The following is a 14,258-nucleotide window of genomic DNA, read 5'->3' as shown; positions in this document are numbered from 1 at the left end:
TGATGAACGGATTGACGTGCGGGTGTGACGTCGTGTGCGCTACTCATTTGGCAAACCCACGCTGAGGAAGAGCCAGAGTGAGGGGCAAATCAGCGCCGCCTGTCGCACCAGATGGGAGGGGGTACATCTCTCGAGTAGAAGGTCAGGGAAACCGGCGCTTGAGCGCGAGGCCGATGGCGGTGGCGATGTCGGGCAAGAAGGTGGTGAGCAGATTGCGGCTTCAGCTCTCGTCAATCGTCCACAGCGCCGCCGCGAGATCAGAGGCCCTCGCGAGGTCTCCCAGAACATTGTCGGATCATCCCCGAATGAGGGAAATCTGAGATCACAGCGCGCGCCCCGTCCGCCGAGCTATGAATGACTCGCCCGTTCCGCTGGGTTGTCAATCGCACCGGCGGAGATCTATCCTCGGAATTAAGAGGTGCCGCGTCGTTTTCCGACGCGGATACTGTGGCCTGCACTGGGAGCTTATCCCATGAGATGTCCTCTTTTTCCTGCGGACGAACCGGAACGCCTTGCTGCATTGCGAAATTACGGCTTTGCGGACGAGCGCTCCCTGCCCGACCTCGATCCCGTCGTCCGTATCGCCACGCGGATGTTCGACATGCCAATCGCCGCGGTAAACATGATCGGCAACGACCACGTCTTCTTCGCCGCCAGCACGGGAATCGGCGAGGTGGACATGAGCCGCGACGTGTCGTTCTGCGCCCACGCGATCCTGCAGCAGGGCATCATGGTCGTACACGATGCCCGCACCGACGAGCGCTTCCACGACAATCCCCTCGTCACGGGCGATGGCGGCATCCGGTTCTATGCCGGCATTCCGCTGCGATCGCTGGACGGGCACGCGCTCGGCGTGCTGTGTGTCATCGATACCAAGGCGTCCCGGCCCTTCACGGCCGAGGACGAGGCGCGGCTCGTCGAGCTGGCCCGCATGGCAGAAGACCGGCTGGAGCTGCGGCGCATCGATGTCTGCGCCAGGGAAGCGCCGCTGGAGAACGGCTCGGAGCCCATCGCCGTAGACCTGCGCCCGCCGGCGGGCATCGATGCCTTGACCGGCCTCGACGACCGCGCGCAGTTCTACCGCCAGGTCGAGCAGGCGCTGCTGCACGGCACGGCGGCGGCGGTCATCCTCCTGGACCTGGACGGCTTCAAGGACATCAACAGCATCCTCGGACCGGACCTGGGCGACGAGATTCTCCAACTGACCGCCCATCGGCTGCGAGACGGCGCGGGCGTGGACGCCCTGGCTGTCGCCCGGCTTGGAGGGGACGAGTTTGCGGTCCTCGCCCCGATTGAGCAGGTGGCCACGGCCCTGGCGCTGGCTGCGCGCCTCCAGGACACCATCGGAACCGCCGTCGAGCTCGCGAGCCAGGAGGTCCGTATCACCGCGAGCTGCGGCGTCGCGCTGGCACCCGCGCACGCGCAAGAGCCGGTCACGCTCATCAGCAATGCCGACCTGGCGCTGTACCAGGCGAAAGCGGGGGGCGCCGGAGGACGCGCGGTCTATGCGCCGGACCTGCGCTCGGCGGCAACTGAGCGGCATGTCTATTGCCTCGACCTGCACCGGGCTGCCACGAGCGGAGAGTTCGTCCTCTTCTACCAGCCACAGGTGCGGCTGGCGGACGGCACGCTGACCGGCGCCGAGGCGCTGATCCGCTGGATGCACCCCACCCGCGGGCTGCTGACCCCCGCCGCCTTCCTGCCGCAGCTTGAGAAGGGCCGCCTCGTTGGCGCCGTTGGAACATGGGTCCTCGATGAAGCTTGCGCCCAGGCCGCGCGCTGGATGCGCAGCGGGGTCGAGGATTTCCGGATCGCGGTGAACATCTTCGGGGCGCAGTTCCATTATGGGGACCTCGTCCGCGACGTGGCCCATGCCCTCGGCCGCTATGGGCTACCGTCCGAGGCGCTGGAACTGGAGCTCACCGAGAACATCGTACTGTCAAGCGACGACTCCGTTCTGGATACTCTGCACAGGCTCAGGGAACTCGGTGTCGGCATCGCCTTCGACGACTTCGGCACCGGCTATGCGTCGCTCAGCATGCTGACCCAGTACCCTCTGACCCGCATCAAGATCGACCGGAGCTTCGTCAGCCGGATGCTCCAGTCGCCGCGCGAGGCCGCCGTGACGGGTGCGATTATCCAGATTGGACGTGAGCTCGGCATCTCTCTCACCGCCGAGGGGATCGAGACGGATCTGCAGCGCGACTACCTCAGCTCCAGGCTCTGCCCGGAGGGCCAGGGATATCTGTTTGGCAAGCCAATGCCCGCGGCCATGTTCGAGACCGAGCTCGCCCGCCGCCCATTGTCTGGCCCGCAAGCGTCGCCTCGCACGTACTGCGGCCAAGCTGCACCACAATGACTTGCATCCGCCAAGATGTCAGTGCTTCGGCGGATGAGGACGCGAAGCACCTGGCGTCCTCCTTTTTTGGGCGCAGAAGCAGGCGCCCGGCAAACGCGGCTGTCATGCTGTGAGCGCGAGATGTCCCCGGCATGCCAGTGGGCAGTGCGGCAGGCCGTCGCGAGGTGCCCGGCCATCATTCAGACCGAAACTGGAATAAAGCCTCTGGCCCTATTGCGACATCGCTTGGCCTACGCTAGCGCTGCGGTACCCTGGCGACTGAGCAGTCATTCGCGTCCAATAATATCACCGCGGCCCAGCTTTCATGGACCGAAGATTTTGTATATATTAAGAATATAGCGAGCGACGCGTTGAGGGAGTGCGCGGTATGGAAGAGTTGCTCAAGCGAGCGGCAGCTGCCGACGCTCTATCCTACGAGCATCTCCACATCCTCCTGGACGCACTGCCCGTCGCGGTGTCATGGGCGAAGCTACCCGGCGGGGACATTCAGTTTGTCAATCGGACTTTTAAGAATTTATTCGGGTATAATGATGGCGAATTCGCAACTGCGGATGATTGGATAGAACGATCCTACCCGCGCGAAATCGACCGCCTTAAAGCGCGGGAGCGATGGAACAGGCTATGGGCCAATCATTCTACTGATATATTGGAGATCGATGCATTTGATATAGAAGTTCTTTGTGCAGACAGGACGGTGAAAACCGTCCAGCACAGGGGCATCCTGCTGCCGGCGATTGGCGTTGCAGTAGCTATTTTCGATGATATTTCTCAGCGACGCCTGATGGAGGATGCCTTGCGTCGCATCGCCTTCGAGGACACGGTAACCGGCTTGCCGAACCGGCGGGCACTCCAGCAATATTGGGCCGACTGGGTTGCAACGAAAAGGTCCGCCGGAGAAAGCGCGGCTCTTTTGCTCCTTGATCTCGACGGGTTCAAGTCGATCAATGATCGCTTCGGCCACGACGTGGGCGATGCCGCGCTCTTGGAGGTGGCTTCACGAATGAGAAACAGTGTGAACACCACCGACTTCGTCTGTCGGATCGGCGGTGACGAGTTTGTTGTCTTTCTGCCTGGGCTAAGAGAGCCGCAACAGGCTCAGCGGGCCTGCTGGCGCATCCTCTCCGAATTTAGCTTGCCCTGGTCGGCTTTGGAATGCCGCATTGGGTTGCAGGCGAGCATCGGCATCAGCATCTTTCCCCAAGACGGATCGAACTTGCGCGATCTACTCAAATGCGCGGACACGGCACTCTATCGCGCGAAGGCTACACATCGCGGTGGGTGTGAGTGGTTTCGCGTGCCCGACGCAGCCTAGCCGAGCCAGCGACCGGGCCGGGTGGGGTGATATGGTTGCATCGTAAGCTTAGACTACGCCACAATGCATCCATAGCTTTGCCTCCGCCTAAGGTCACCCCATGATGACCCCCGACAGCGCCCGCGCGGCTATCCAGGATGCACTACGTCCCCTCATAGGCACCCTCCCACCAGGCACCATCACCGTCGTGCGTGACGACGGTGATCCTGGGTTTAATTGGATCATCCAAGTGCGCGGAGGCGGCGCGATGCTGGCTGATGGCGCCGCGCTCAAACACCACCAGCAGATCATGGAGTGCTTCGAGGCGGTGCGAAACGCCAATCCCCTATTGAACTTCAACGAGGGGTAGCAGGGGAGGCCATCTTCCGGCATTTTATTGCGCGCCCACCCAAACCTGATCAGGTGGGCGGGGAGCCGGGTGTCTGCCCCCCACGAGGCGCCCGGCTCACTCCCCCGCGAAGCCGATGAATGGCTCCGGTGCATCATGCTCCGGCGGTCGGCGCGGTGCCCACCAATCGTCTCGCGCCGCCGCCGCCAGGTCGGCCACCATCATCAGGCCCGTGCGCTGGCGGAGCGGCACCCGCAGCACCTGGCGCCCGTCGCCATCGGCGAGCGGCACCACCAGTTCCACCCGGCCGGGCGTGCGGACGATGTAGGGGCCGACATCGGGATGGGGCGTCGGGCCGCCGCTCATTTGAAGAGTGGCGGCAGGGTCGGCGGCGGGCCGTCGCGCCAGATACGCGCCCAGCGCATCAGCGCGTCGCACAGGCTCATGCCTATGAGGCCGAGCACGAACCCCACCATGCCCTCAAACGAGGCCGGCGAGATCTCCGGCGAGGCGAGGTAGCGCGCGGCAAAGGCGGCGCCCGCCGGCGTGCAGTAGCCGGCGACGATGGTGCCGACCACAGCCGTCGAGAGATGGCGCAGAGGCGAGCCGCCGGGGCGGGTGAGCGAGCGCGCCAGGCCGCCAGCGGCGCCGGCGAGAAGGTGCGCCAGCTTGACGCCGAGCACGGTGGGATCGGGCGGAAGATCGGCCATCAGCGCCACCCGCACAGCTTGCGCCCAACGGCGTTGTGGGCCTTGGCCTGACGTATGGTGTCGTCGCTGTCCCTGACGGACCACCGCACCGGCTTCGCCGCGCGGCAGAAAACGTCAGTCCCGCCGGAACCCGTCGTCGTCGCGCAGGCGCTCAGGGTCAGAATTGCGGCGATCAGCGTCAGCGCGCGCGCGCTCCGCCTGCTGGACGGCACGGTCTGCATTGGCCCGCTCCCTTGTGGCCTGTTGGGCGGCGCCCTTGCGCACGCCGAGATGATGGATGGCGAGGGCCGCGGCGCCGGCGAGCCAGGCCAAGGCCGGCTTGAGGCCGAACGCGGACCAGAGCGCCACGAAGCCGGCGGCGCCGGCCGAGACGATCAGCGCGAGCCACCAGTCCCCGCCGCACAGCAGCGTGGCAACGAGGCTCACGGCCGCTGCCGCGGCCGGCAGCGCCCAGCCGAGGCCGAGCGCCGCCACCCACTTGGCGGAGAGGAGAGCAACAAGCGCGCTCATGCCGGCACCGCCTCGGCCGGCTCGGCCGTGCTTCCAAGGTCGGGCGCCTTGAGGTCGAGGGCGTCCATGATCTCGGCCGCCTTGGCCTTGGCCCATTCGCGATAGACGTAGCCCAGCACGGCCACCAGAGCGCCCGCCACCATCAGGATGGTGAGGATGGTCGCGGCCATCGCGCTCTTGTCGGCCACCGGCACCAGCGCGTCCGTGGCGACCCCGATGCCGGTGGAGACCGTGCCGCCGGAGGCCAGCGCATCGCCGATGGCTTTGGGCGGAGGCGACTTGGCGGACGAGGCATAGGCCTTGCCGCAGGCCGTGGCCGTGGGCATCGGCAGATGCACCGAGCCGGAGGCGATGGCCTGGCCGAGCTGCTTCGCCTCGGCGACGCGGCGACCCCATCCCTTGCCGAACACGTCCCAGGTCTTGAGGTTCTTCAGCATGGCGAGCCGGCGGGCCTGGATATCGGCGATGACTGCGTCGTGGTCCTCCGCACGCTCCAGCGCGGCGATCGTCGCCGGGCCGAGCACGCCGTCCGCGGCGATGCCGAGCGCCCGCTGCAGCCACTTGGTGGCCTGGGCCGGGCCGGAATTCACGGCGCCGTCGAACACCACGTAGTCGATGCCGGCGGGCAGCTTGTCGCCCTGGATCAGGTCCCAATAACGCCGGCGGTAGATCTCCTGAAGCTCGCTCTCCTCAAGCTGCCGCACGTCGCGCGTGGGCAGGCCCTTGGAGCGGCGGTAGTCGTCATAGACCCGCTTGATGACGCCCTTCATGGTGGGGCCGCCCGGGTCGCGGGGATGATTGAAGTACCCGCCCTCATGCACCAGGACAGCCGCCAGCGACGGCGCGAAATTGCTCGCAACCATGGGTAACCTCATCAGGTTGTCAGGGATGAATGCCGCTCAGGCGGCGGCGAACACGCATTCCGGCGTGACGGGATAGATCTGCGCCGCACCGAAGTCCGGGATCAGTTCGGCCGGCCCTTGCCACAGCACGTTGACGTGAAAGCCCGCGACCGGCTCCAGCACCGGCATGGGGCCGAGGTCCGGATCGGCCTCGATGGTCGCGCCGGTGGGGCGGAAGATCGTCCCGTCCGCGCCCACGACGGCGATGTCGTAGCGGTAACCCTCATAGGTGCCGCAGGACGGCCAGACGGGCGCGCCGTCCGGCCCTTCGACGGTGCCGGAGCCATACAGCGCGAAGGCCGCGCGGGCCGTCTCCCGGTCGGGGAAGCGCAGGAAGATCGTCGTGCTGAAGATCGTCTCGCTCATGCCCACCCCCTCGCCTGCCCGGTGAGCGCTGCGCCGGAGCCACGCGTTGCCCACGCCACGAGTTCGTCGATCTCCAGCGCGCAGCCCGCCGGCAGGCCCTGATAACCACCGAGCCAGATCGAAGCGCGCGAGCGGTCCATGGTGTTGCTGTCACTGAGCGCTGCGCCGCCGTTGACGGCACCCGCGCGACCGGACCCGTCCCAGGCGCCAACCGCGCCGATCTCGCCAGGCAGCGCCGCGCCGAGAGAAATGGTCGCGACGCTTGATCCGTCGAGCCGCAAGGAGGTGCCGGGCGACGGCCCGGCCCTCAGCAAGGCGTAGCCCGACCCAAGGCCAAGCATGGGCAGCGACGCGGCCGTCACGGGCACTCGGACCCGCCAAGCATAGGACGCCGCAACGCCTTGTAGGGCCGCCGCCGCGCCTGCGGTGAGCTGCACCACGTCGGCGATCCGCGAGGCCGCCGCTGCGGTCGTCGGGACGTAGGAGGTCGCGATCTCGCCCGCCTCGATTTGGGCACCCCAGGCATAGATCGTCTGCGCGGGCGTGTCGGCATTGCCCGCCCGCCCATCGCGGCCGATGTTGATGTAGTTGGCGCCGCTGGTATCGAGCGTCGACACCAGCACAAAGCGTTGCCACTGGCTTGTCAGCGTGCAGGCGATCGTCTGGTGCACCGATGACGATTTCGTCCACGTGAGATAGACCGTCTCGCCGCCGAGCGCCCCGCGCAACCAGACCGAAAAGGCGTAGGCGGGGCTCGCTGCCGGCGAGGTGATGAGCCGGTAGACGGAACCGAAGCTGGTGCCCGTCGCGGCAGGGTAATCGAGCTGCGTCCCCGTCATGGTGCCATCCGGCGCGAGAACGGCATTGCCCGTGCGTGTCGGGCTCTGTGTCCCGGTCGCCAGCCAGCTATGGATTGCGGCGGAGTCGAGCGCGAGATTGGTCGCCGGCCCCTCGATCAGGAGGCGCGGGCGCCCGCTGCGCCGGGCAAATGCCGGGGTGTTGGCCGGGACGGTCACCAGCGCGCCGCTGGCATCGACCACCCGTTTGGCGCCGGATGAGACGGCGAGGACCGATGAGAGCGGCACCGACGCGCCGGCCAGAGCGAAGCGACCGCGCGCGAAGTCGGCCGCGAGCACCGGGGCGATGCCGTCGAGCCGATGGCCATCCGCCAGCCACCAGGGCGCCGCCCCCCGTCGCCGCGCGGAGAAGGGGTGCGCGAGCGCGAGCGCGCCGCGCATCAGCCCCAGAACTCCAGCGTCACGCGCGCCGCCACCTCGCTGATGGCGGCGATGTGGGTGACCGTGTCGGGAAGCTGACGCGTCGCCGGATTGAGCGTCGGGGCCGTGCCGTCCGCCACGTCGCCGGGCACGGCCGCCACCACGTCCGCGCCGCCGAAGCGCACATAGATGTCCGCGGTGCCGACGATGTTCACGAACCGCGCGACCGCCGGCACCACGACGCGCTCGGACACGCCCGGGACCAGCAGCAACGCGCAGACGTGATCCGACGGCAGCGGCGCGAGGCCGGCGCGGGTGGGCATGGCGGCGGTGCGCGAGAGGAAGTCACGCATGAGGCTCATCTCCGGAAAGAGGTTGGCTCAAGAGGCCTTGCGGGTGTCCGCCCCGGGCGCGGGGCGCTTGAGATCGATGGTGGTGGTGAAGCCCTCGCCGCGCGACAGGCTGTGGCGGATGGAGGCGGCCTGATAGGTGCCGTCGAGGCCGGGCCGCGTGCCGGAGACCGTCACCGGCGCGCCGGGCTGGGCTGCGACGTTGCCGAGAATGGTGACCGAGCCTTCCCCCTTGTCGCGCGCGCTCTCGGCGGCGCCGCCTTCGGCCCTTTTGTCGGCCGCGTCCTCGTCGTCGGCGGGGCGGAGCGAGAGCACGTCGGAGGATTCCATCTCCTCCACGTCCTTGTCCTTGTACGTGTATTTCGCCTTCTTCGGGTCCCACGTGCGCACCCGCACGCGCCGCCAGCGCGGCTTGCCGCGCACCGGCGTGAGCGACCAGCGCTCCAGGTTCACGCCCGCCGCCGCCGTGATGGGCACAAGCGGACGGCCGGAGGCGGAGAGCCCGCCATTGCGCGGGATCAGCAGCGCCTGGCGGCCCATGATCTTGAAGGTGGCGCCGAGATCCTCCGCGAGCATGGCGCCGAAGCCCTCGAAGGAGAGGCCGTCGAGCGCGAGATAGTCGCGCCGGATGGAGACGAGATGCGGGTGCACCCGCACCGAGAGGCCCGCCGCCTGCGCCGCCTTCTTGAGGGCGTCCTCCACGCTCACATCGTCGAAGTGGCGCTCGGCCGGCTTCTTGGCGTCGCCCTGCGGATCGGCGCTCTTGGCCTCCACATGCAGTTCGCGCCCGCCGCCGCGCGAGCCCTCGCCGCGCGGCACGTCGACGAAGCCGGAGAAGACGTGCGCGGCGCCGGTCTCGCTGGTGCCGAGGTCGATCTCCACCGGCGCCCGCTCGGGCGGCATCTGCAGGCGGCCCATGCTGTCTTCCAGCACCAGGCGCGCGGTGTCCGCGGACGGGTCGTCAGAGAGGTTCACCTCCAGCGAGAGGAGAAAGGGCGCGACGCGCGAGGACACGTCGATGCCGCCCACGCGCACGCGGTAGAGCGGGGTCATCGTGCGTCGCCCTTCGCGCAGGCGCCGCCGGCCAACCCGCCTGCGCGAAGGGCGGTCAGTCCCATAGCCGCACCACGGTGGGCGCGGCGGCCGAGGGCTGCGGCCTCGGCAGGCGCACCATCGTGCCCACCGGCAGCAGCGGGCCGTGGGCGGCAAGGCCGGGATTGGCGTCCAGCGCCGCCTCCATCAGCCCCGGCATGGGCCGCTTGTGGCGGCGCCAGATGAGGAGGTCGAGCGCCGTGCCATCGGCCTTGACCTCGACGATGTCGTAGTCCATGGCCCCTCCCCTCACCCGAACAGGCTGACGAGGCTGCCGTACCAGGCGGACGCCGCCGGGCGCGGCGTGAGCGCGAAGGTGGCCTCGAACTCGATCAGCCGGCCGATGCCGCGCCCATCGAGATGGGAGCCGCGCTCGCCGAGATTGGTCACCACGCGCCAGCCGAAGGGCGTGCCGTCGCCGCGCATGAGGGGCTGCGGCTGCTGTGCCTCGGCCATGCGGCGCAAGGCCTCCAAAGCCGAGAGGCCGCCGAGCTTGTGCGGGAAGAGCCGGCCCTCCAGCACGATGCGGTCCTCGCCAGGCCCCACCGCCTCCAGCGGCTGGCGCGCGCCCACAACGGGATGCGCCGCGAAGTCGTAGGAGGCGTCGCGGTCGATGCCGTGCACGTTGAACGGCCAGACGGTGAATTGCAGGCTGCCGAACTGGTAGAGCATCAGGCGAGGCCCGTTGACTTGTACATTCGGTCGCCCTCGAAGCGGACGATGCGGCGCGCATCCGAACCCGTGAGCGCCCGGCTCTGCTTGCCCGGCGCGCCGCCGGCCGGCGCCCCGCCGCCCGCGGGCGCGACGACGTTGGGGGCGATGGTGGGCGAGGCGGTGAAGGAGAGCTTCGCCTGAAGCTGCGCCACGAAGCGGTCGGCGAGCGCCAGCGTCTGCGCCATCTGCTGTTCCATGGCGGAGGTGAAGGCCGCCATGGCCGTGGCTCCGGCGTTCGCAGCCTCGGTCTGCATGTTGAGGGCGCCCTTCAGGGGGCCGATGGAGCCGACGCCCACCATGTCCTCGGCCGTGGCCGGGCCCGGCGCAGCGAACTCGGCCTGGCGCGCCCGGCGGCCGGCCTCCAGATAGGCGTTGACCGCGGCGTCGAGCTCCTCCTGCGCGACGCGCAGATTGCCCAGCACCGCCATCTCGCCGGTGGTGGCGCGGCGCGGGTCGATCTTGCCGGCCCGGGCGGAGAGCGCGGCCACCGAGCCGCCGAGCTTCTCGTAGCGCCCGCGGGCGGCGCGCTCGTCCCTGAGCAGCGGATTACGGCGCTCCTCGTCCTCGCGGTCGAGCCGTGCCTTCATATCCGCGTCGGTCTCGCCGCCGAAATTGCCGAGCTTGAGGGCCGCCTCGGCGGGCGTCATGCCGGTGTTGTGCTGGAACCAGGCGGCGAGGTCCTCAAGGTGTGCCTGCACCTGCCGGATCTCCAATTGCAGGCGATGCATGAAGCCGGTGGCTGCAGGCGCGGCGGCATCGCCGAGTTGCAATTGCAGATCGTTGAACACGGCGGACAGACGATCGAGCTTGTCCTGCGCGTCGCCTGCGACGCGTGCAAAGTCCTTCATGGTCGAGCCGTCGACATTCTTCAACGCGGCATTGAACTGGCGCATCAGATCCGGCATGGTCATAAGCGCGCGCATGCCATTGGCAACTTGCACATCAGTGAACAGCTGGGGCAACTTGGAAATGTCGCCCTTCAAGGCCCGCCCAGAAAGTTGAATGAAGGTTTCAAAAAGGTCTTTTCCTTCCTTGCGCGCCCTGGCCATTTCTTTTCGCAAATCGATACCGAATTTTGAGAATTTCTTGACCGTTTCCTCGCTTTCCATTTTTTGGAAAACGTTTCCGGCAGCCGTCGCCGCCTCTTCAGCCGTGCCGGTGCCGGCGCGGATGGTCTGGAGCACGGCGACGAAACGCTTGAGACCCTCGGCACCCTTGAAGCCCACGGCCGCCGCCGCCGGGCCGAGCGACGGCAAGTATCTTGCCATGTCCTTCAGCTCGAACTTGCCCAGCTTGCCGCCCGCCACCAGCGTGTCGAAGGCGCCCTGCATTTGCTCGCCGCTGATCTTGAAGTGCGAGGCGAGCGCATCGGCCGAGGTGGCGATGTCTTCGACGGAGGCGTTGGCCGCCACCGCGGTGCGGGTCACCGCCGGCAGGAAGCTCATGGCCTCGGGCAGCGCGCGGCCCGAGGCCACGAGGGATTCCAGGCCCTCCACCGTCTTGTCGAGCCCTGGCGATCCGGGCATCTGCGCCATGCGGCGCAACTCCAGCGTGGCGCGGCGGGTCTGTTCGGCCGTGGCGTCGGCGGTGAGGCCCACATAGCTCATGCGGCGGTCGAGGGCGGCGAAGTCCGTCACCGCATCCTTGACGATCTTGGCGCCGCCAGCCACCGCCGCCCCGGTCAGCAGCGTGCGCCCGCCGAGCGCCGCGAGGCCCCCTGCCCGCCCGCCGGCGGCCAGAAGGCCGCCCTTGACACCGGAGGCGCGGCGCGCGTCGGCATCGAGCCCCTTGATGGATTTCGCGGCCTTGGCCGCCGGCCCGGTGACCTGATCGACCAGGCGCAGCGTGAGGACGGAAGTGAGCGAACCCATCAGCGATACGCCTTGCGCAGTTCGGGCGGCAGGGCATCCACCGCCGCCTTCAACACCCGCTCGCCGTCCTTGCCGCGCAAGGCGCGCAGGAGATCGGCGGGCTCGCTTGTGAGCGCCCAGGCGAGGTCGAAGGCCGAAGGCAGAAGGCCCGCGACAAGGTCCAGCTTGAGCCCGAGATGGGGTTCCGGAATCGCGATGGCGCGCACCTCCCGGTCGCCATAGCGGAACGGATGGTCGAGGGTCACCTCGCGCTTGGGCGGCACGAGATAGGCGATCTCCGGCGCGGACGGCACCGGCGTCGGGTCTTCGCCGGTATCCTCCGGCGCGGCGGGCACCTCCCCCTCCCCTTCCACCGGCGCCGTGCTGGCGAAGCCGGCGGAACGGGCCGCCTCCAGCGAGCGGCCACGGTCCATGGGGAACGGGTGGAGATCGGCCGGGTCGACCTGCCCGATACCCCACAGATCGCGCACGAAGGCCGCATCCTCGGCCTCCATGTCAGCCGAAGAGATGGGCGCGTTCTCGGCGCCTCCGTTCATGGCGTCAGCCATTGGGCAGCGCCAGCGCACGGTTGAAGGCCGCGGCCTGGTCGACGCCGCCCACCTTCCAGCCGCCGGTGAAGAAATCCCACTCCTTCAGCGGCTCGGTGCGGCCCTCCCACCATTCCTCGAAGTGCATGATCTCATTGAGCGCATAGTTCGCGCCCATGGCCGAGCCCTTCTCGAACTGGTCTTCCTCGATGGAGCCGAGGCGCGCCTCGATGATCAGCTTGCGCTGGATGATCTTGCCGGACTGCAGGTCGCGGAAGGCGTTGTAGCCGGTGTAGATGTGCCGGTCGATGGAGCCGAGGCCGAACAGGCCCACCATGTCCGGATCGGTGCCGAAGAAGGCGAAGGTGGCGCCGAACTTCTCGATGCCCACGGCGAACTCGGTGGCCACCATGGCGCCGCCGGCGCGGTGATCCACCATCGTCTCGCGGAAGGCTTCCAGCTTGAAGTTCTTGATGACCAGGTGCTTCGACTTGTCCGGCTCGTGATCCCCGCAATAGAGGTTCACGCCCTCCCAATGATAGATGGTATTGCGCGCCATAGGTTTTCTCCTTTGTCCCGGTCACTCGACGCCGCGGGCGCCAGCCCGCCCCGCGCCGGAGACGGCGGGTTGGCGGGCGGCGCCGTCTCCGGCGCGTAAAATCAAACGCCGAGGCGCGTGAGCGCCTCGGCGAGGTCTTTCACGAACACCTCCACGGCGGCGCGGTTGGGCGTGGTGCGCAGGTGCGCGCGGCGCCAGACGGAGGGGATTTCGTAGACCGGGTCGAGGGTGATGCGGCCCTCGCGGATCTCGTCGACGCCGTTCTGGTCGGGGTCGAAGCGGATGCGCGAGCCCTTGTAGAGGTGGCTGTCCGCCTCGAGCATGCGCAGGCGCTTGTTGAGCTGGTTGACGCAGGCCTGCACCGCCTGGAGCGTCACGTTGCTGCGGCCGAGATAGTTGCGGATGGTCTTGAGCTCGGAGAGCCAGATCCAGTCATTGCCGCGGCTCTGGTGGTAGAACGGCCAGGTGAGCGTGGTGTCCGCATGGTCGGTGCCGATGAAGACGAAGCCGGCGTCGGCAATGGCGTCGTCTACCCCCATCTCGCCGCGCTCGACGATGCCGATGCCGGCGGCGAGCAGGTCCTGGCCCTCATTGGCGCCGTCCACCAGGGAGAAGGAATGGTCCCAGCCCGGCGCCACGATGCCCGAGAGCGGGCGGTTGGCGAACGAGTGGAACGGCATGCCGTCGTGCTCGTGGTCGACGCGCACGCCGAGGCCGAGCACGCGCGGCGCCAGCGGGCGCTCCAGCGTCACGCCCGCGCCGCCGCGCACCTTCACGCCACCCACCACAGGCACGAGGCGCTTCGAGGAGAAGGTCTCGCGCCAGGCGATGGCGTCCTCCACCGAGCCCTTCGGCCCTTCCACCACGGAGACCGCGAACAGGTGGTCGAGCACGCTCGGCAGCTCGGCCACCACCACATTGGCCTCGTCCTCGCCGAGCAGCTGGTGGGTATAACCCGGCACGCACACCATGCGCGGCGTGTAGCCGATATGGGACGCGGCGCCCTTGAGCGCATGCAGTCCGGTCATGGCGGTGCTGTCGCCGGCGATGGCGAGCAGCTCGGCCTCCAGCCGCTCCTGCGCGTCCTCTTCGGTCGAATGCGGCGTGCGCACGATGCAGACCTTGGCGGCGCGCTGGAACTCGCCCAGCTGGTCGTTGATGCCCTCCACCGCGTCGCGCAGCCAGCGCTCGGTGCCCAGCTTGGCCAGCTTGGTGGCGTCGTTGGAATAGACCGGCACCGGTTCGTTGAGCGGGAACACCGCCGGGTCGGCGGACGGCGCGGGGCCGACGAGGGCGATGGTGGAGAAGTCGCCGCCGGCGACGGAGCGGTATTCGTCGTTGCGCTGCTCGAACGTGACGCCGAAGGTCGGTTCGGTCATGTCAGCCTCCAGGGAAGATGCAGGCGCCCGCGGCGCCGGGATTCTTGCGGGAGCCATTCGCT

17 protein-coding genes are annotated in these 14,258 nt (G+C 68.2%); 3 read left to right on the top strand and 14 right to left on the bottom strand.

The annotated features are described in order from the left end of the window. The first annotated feature begins 472 nt into the window (after positions 1 to 472). The 3 genes from D9R14_RS06000 (at position 473) to D9R14_RS22835 (ending at position 4,020) form a co-directional block, all read left to right on the top strand. On the top strand, positions 473 to 2,359 hold the full coding sequence (locus tag D9R14_RS06000) for a putative bifunctional diguanylate cyclase/phosphodiesterase (RefSeq protein ID WP_121622391.1): 1,887 nt from the start codon (positions 473 to 475) through the stop codon (positions 2,357 to 2,359). Positions 2,360 to 2,726: 367 nt separating this feature from the next. Further along, entirely contained in the window at positions 2,727 to 3,671 is a 945-nt protein-coding gene (locus D9R14_RS05995) for a sensor domain-containing diguanylate cyclase (protein ID WP_121622390.1), read from the top strand. A gap of 100 nt (positions 3,672 to 3,771) precedes the next feature. Then, complete coding sequence (locus tag D9R14_RS22835; protein WP_147452965.1) at positions 3,772 to 4,020, top strand: hypothetical protein; 249 nt, start codon at positions 3,772 to 3,774, stop codon at positions 4,018 to 4,020. Positions 4,021 to 4,116: 96 nt separating this feature from the next. Here the strand turns inward: D9R14_RS22835 and D9R14_RS05990 are convergent, their stop codons facing one another. The 14 genes from D9R14_RS05990 to D9R14_RS05925 all read right to left on the bottom strand — a co-directional run bounded on the left by D9R14_RS05990 (position 4,117) and on the right by D9R14_RS05925 (position 14,196). Continuing rightward, positions 4,117 to 4,365, bottom strand: coding sequence for a hypothetical protein (locus tag D9R14_RS05990; protein ID WP_121622389.1), 249 nt, complete (start codon positions 4,363 to 4,365; stop codon positions 4,117 to 4,119). Then, positions 4,362 to 4,709, bottom strand: a complete 348-nt coding sequence (locus D9R14_RS05985; protein ID WP_147452964.1) for a hypothetical protein — start codon at positions 4,707 to 4,709, stop codon at positions 4,362 to 4,364. The genes D9R14_RS05990 and D9R14_RS05985 overlap by 4 nt, the downstream gene beginning before the upstream one ends. A gap of 114 nt (positions 4,710 to 4,823) precedes the next feature. Further along, positions 4,824 to 5,219: a hypothetical protein gene (locus D9R14_RS05980; RefSeq protein WP_121622387.1), complete on the bottom strand. Its 396-nt coding sequence runs from the start codon at positions 5,217 to 5,219 to the stop codon at positions 4,824 to 4,826. Further along, positions 5,216 to 6,082 (bottom strand): glycoside hydrolase family 108 protein, encoded by an 867-nt coding sequence (locus tag D9R14_RS05975; RefSeq protein WP_121622386.1) that lies wholly within the window; start codon positions 6,080 to 6,082, stop codon positions 5,216 to 5,218. Before D9R14_RS05975 ends, D9R14_RS05980 begins: the two co-directional genes overlap by 4 nt. Before the next feature lie 36 nt (positions 6,083 to 6,118). Beyond that, positions 6,119 to 6,487 (bottom strand): hypothetical protein, encoded by a 369-nt coding sequence (locus tag D9R14_RS05970; protein WP_121622385.1) that lies wholly within the window; start codon positions 6,485 to 6,487, stop codon positions 6,119 to 6,121. Continuing rightward, positions 6,484 to 7,725 (bottom strand): phage head spike fiber domain-containing protein, encoded by a 1,242-nt coding sequence (locus D9R14_RS23050; RefSeq protein ID WP_170168518.1) that lies wholly within the window; start codon positions 7,723 to 7,725, stop codon positions 6,484 to 6,486. The genes D9R14_RS05970 and D9R14_RS23050 overlap by 4 nt, the downstream gene beginning before the upstream one ends. Beyond that, positions 7,725 to 8,057, bottom strand: coding sequence for a hypothetical protein (locus D9R14_RS05960; protein ID WP_121622384.1), 333 nt, complete (start codon positions 8,055 to 8,057; stop codon positions 7,725 to 7,727). Before D9R14_RS05960 ends, D9R14_RS23050 begins: the two co-directional genes overlap by 1 nt. A 27-nt stretch (positions 8,058 to 8,084) precedes the next feature. After that, a complete protein-coding gene (locus D9R14_RS05955) occupies positions 8,085 to 9,107 on the bottom strand; it encodes a phage late control D family protein (RefSeq protein WP_121622383.1) in 1,023 nt (340 codons plus the stop codon). A gap of 55 nt (positions 9,108 to 9,162) precedes the next feature. Beyond that, a complete protein-coding gene (locus tag D9R14_RS05950) occupies positions 9,163 to 9,384 on the bottom strand; it encodes a tail protein X (protein ID WP_121622382.1) in 222 nt (73 codons plus the stop codon). Positions 9,385 to 9,395: 11 nt separating this feature from the next. Next, positions 9,396 to 9,818, bottom strand: coding sequence for a phage tail protein (locus tag D9R14_RS05945; RefSeq protein ID WP_121622381.1), 423 nt, complete (start codon positions 9,816 to 9,818; stop codon positions 9,396 to 9,398). Continuing rightward, positions 9,818 to 11,731, bottom strand: a complete 1,914-nt coding sequence (locus tag D9R14_RS05940; protein WP_121622380.1) for a phage tail tape measure protein — start codon at positions 11,729 to 11,731, stop codon at positions 9,818 to 9,820. The genes D9R14_RS05945 and D9R14_RS05940 overlap by 1 nt, the downstream gene beginning before the upstream one ends. Continuing rightward, positions 11,731 to 12,279: a hypothetical protein gene (locus D9R14_RS05935; protein ID WP_147452963.1), complete on the bottom strand. Its 549-nt coding sequence runs from the start codon at positions 12,277 to 12,279 to the stop codon at positions 11,731 to 11,733. Before D9R14_RS05935 ends, D9R14_RS05940 begins: the two co-directional genes overlap by 1 nt. Continuing rightward, a complete protein-coding gene (locus D9R14_RS05930; protein ID WP_121622378.1) occupies positions 12,272 to 12,817 on the bottom strand; it encodes a phage major tail tube protein in 546 nt (181 codons plus the stop codon). The genes D9R14_RS05935 and D9R14_RS05930 overlap by 8 nt, the downstream gene beginning before the upstream one ends. Before the next feature lie 101 nt (positions 12,818 to 12,918). Beyond that, positions 12,919 to 14,196, bottom strand: coding sequence for a phage tail sheath protein (locus tag D9R14_RS05925; RefSeq protein WP_121622377.1), 1,278 nt, complete (start codon positions 14,194 to 14,196; stop codon positions 12,919 to 12,921). Between the last annotated feature and the right edge of the window lie 62 nt (positions 14,197 to 14,258).

The organism is Xanthobacter tagetidis (assembly GCF_003667445.1).
Lineage (GTDB): Bacteria > Pseudomonadota > Alphaproteobacteria > Rhizobiales > Xanthobacteraceae > Xanthobacter > Xanthobacter tagetidis.
Note: the sequence above shows the minus strand (reverse complement) of the source record. Positions and strands in the feature narration are given on the sequence as shown.

Excerpts from the sequence above, each read along its gene's own strand:
- D9R14_RS06000 (WP_121622391.1), top strand. The coding sequence starts at position 473 with ATGAGATGTCCTCTTTTTCCTGCGGACGAACCGGAACGCCTTGCTGCA.
- D9R14_RS05995 (WP_121622390.1), top strand. The coding sequence starts at position 2,727 with ATGGAAGAGTTGCTCAAGCGAGCGGCAGCTGCCGACGCTCTATCCTAC.
- D9R14_RS22835 (WP_147452965.1), top strand. The coding sequence starts at position 3,772 with ATGATGACCCCCGACAGCGCCCGCGCGGCTATCCAGGATGCACTACGT.
- D9R14_RS05990 (WP_121622389.1), bottom strand. The coding sequence starts at position 4,365 with ATGAGCGGCGGCCCGACGCCCCATCCCGATGTCGGCCCCTACATCGTC.
- D9R14_RS05985 (WP_147452964.1), bottom strand. The coding sequence starts at position 4,709 with ATGGCCGATCTTCCGCCCGATCCCACCGTGCTCGGCGTCAAGCTGGCG.
- D9R14_RS05980 (WP_121622387.1), bottom strand. The coding sequence starts at position 5,219 with ATGAGCGCGCTTGTTGCTCTCCTCTCCGCCAAGTGGGTGGCGGCGCTC.
- D9R14_RS05975 (WP_121622386.1), bottom strand. The coding sequence starts at position 6,082 with ATGGTTGCGAGCAATTTCGCGCCGTCGCTGGCGGCTGTCCTGGTGCAT.
- D9R14_RS05970 (WP_121622385.1), bottom strand. The coding sequence starts at position 6,487 with ATGAGCGAGACGATCTTCAGCACGACGATCTTCCTGCGCTTCCCCGAC.
- D9R14_RS23050 (WP_170168518.1), bottom strand. The coding sequence starts at position 7,725 with ATGCGCGGCGCGCTCGCGCTCGCGCACCCCTTCTCCGCGCGGCGACGG.
- D9R14_RS05960 (WP_121622384.1), bottom strand. The coding sequence starts at position 8,057 with ATGCGTGACTTCCTCTCGCGCACCGCCGCCATGCCCACCCGCGCCGGC.
- D9R14_RS05955 (WP_121622383.1), bottom strand. The coding sequence starts at position 9,107 with ATGACCCCGCTCTACCGCGTGCGCGTGGGCGGCATCGACGTGTCCTCG.
- D9R14_RS05950 (WP_121622382.1), bottom strand. The coding sequence starts at position 9,384 with ATGGACTACGACATCGTCGAGGTCAAGGCCGATGGCACGGCGCTCGAC.
- D9R14_RS05945 (WP_121622381.1), bottom strand. The coding sequence starts at position 9,818 with ATGCTCTACCAGTTCGGCAGCCTGCAATTCACCGTCTGGCCGTTCAAC.
- D9R14_RS05940 (WP_121622380.1), bottom strand. The coding sequence starts at position 11,731 with ATGGGTTCGCTCACTTCCGTCCTCACGCTGCGCCTGGTCGATCAGGTC.
- D9R14_RS05935 (WP_147452963.1), bottom strand. The coding sequence starts at position 12,279 with ATGGCTGACGCCATGAACGGAGGCGCCGAGAACGCGCCCATCTCTTCG.
- D9R14_RS05930 (WP_121622378.1), bottom strand. The coding sequence starts at position 12,817 with ATGGCGCGCAATACCATCTATCATTGGGAGGGCGTGAACCTCTATTGC.
- D9R14_RS05925 (WP_121622377.1), bottom strand. The coding sequence starts at position 14,196 with ATGACCGAACCGACCTTCGGCGTCACGTTCGAGCAGCGCAACGACGAA.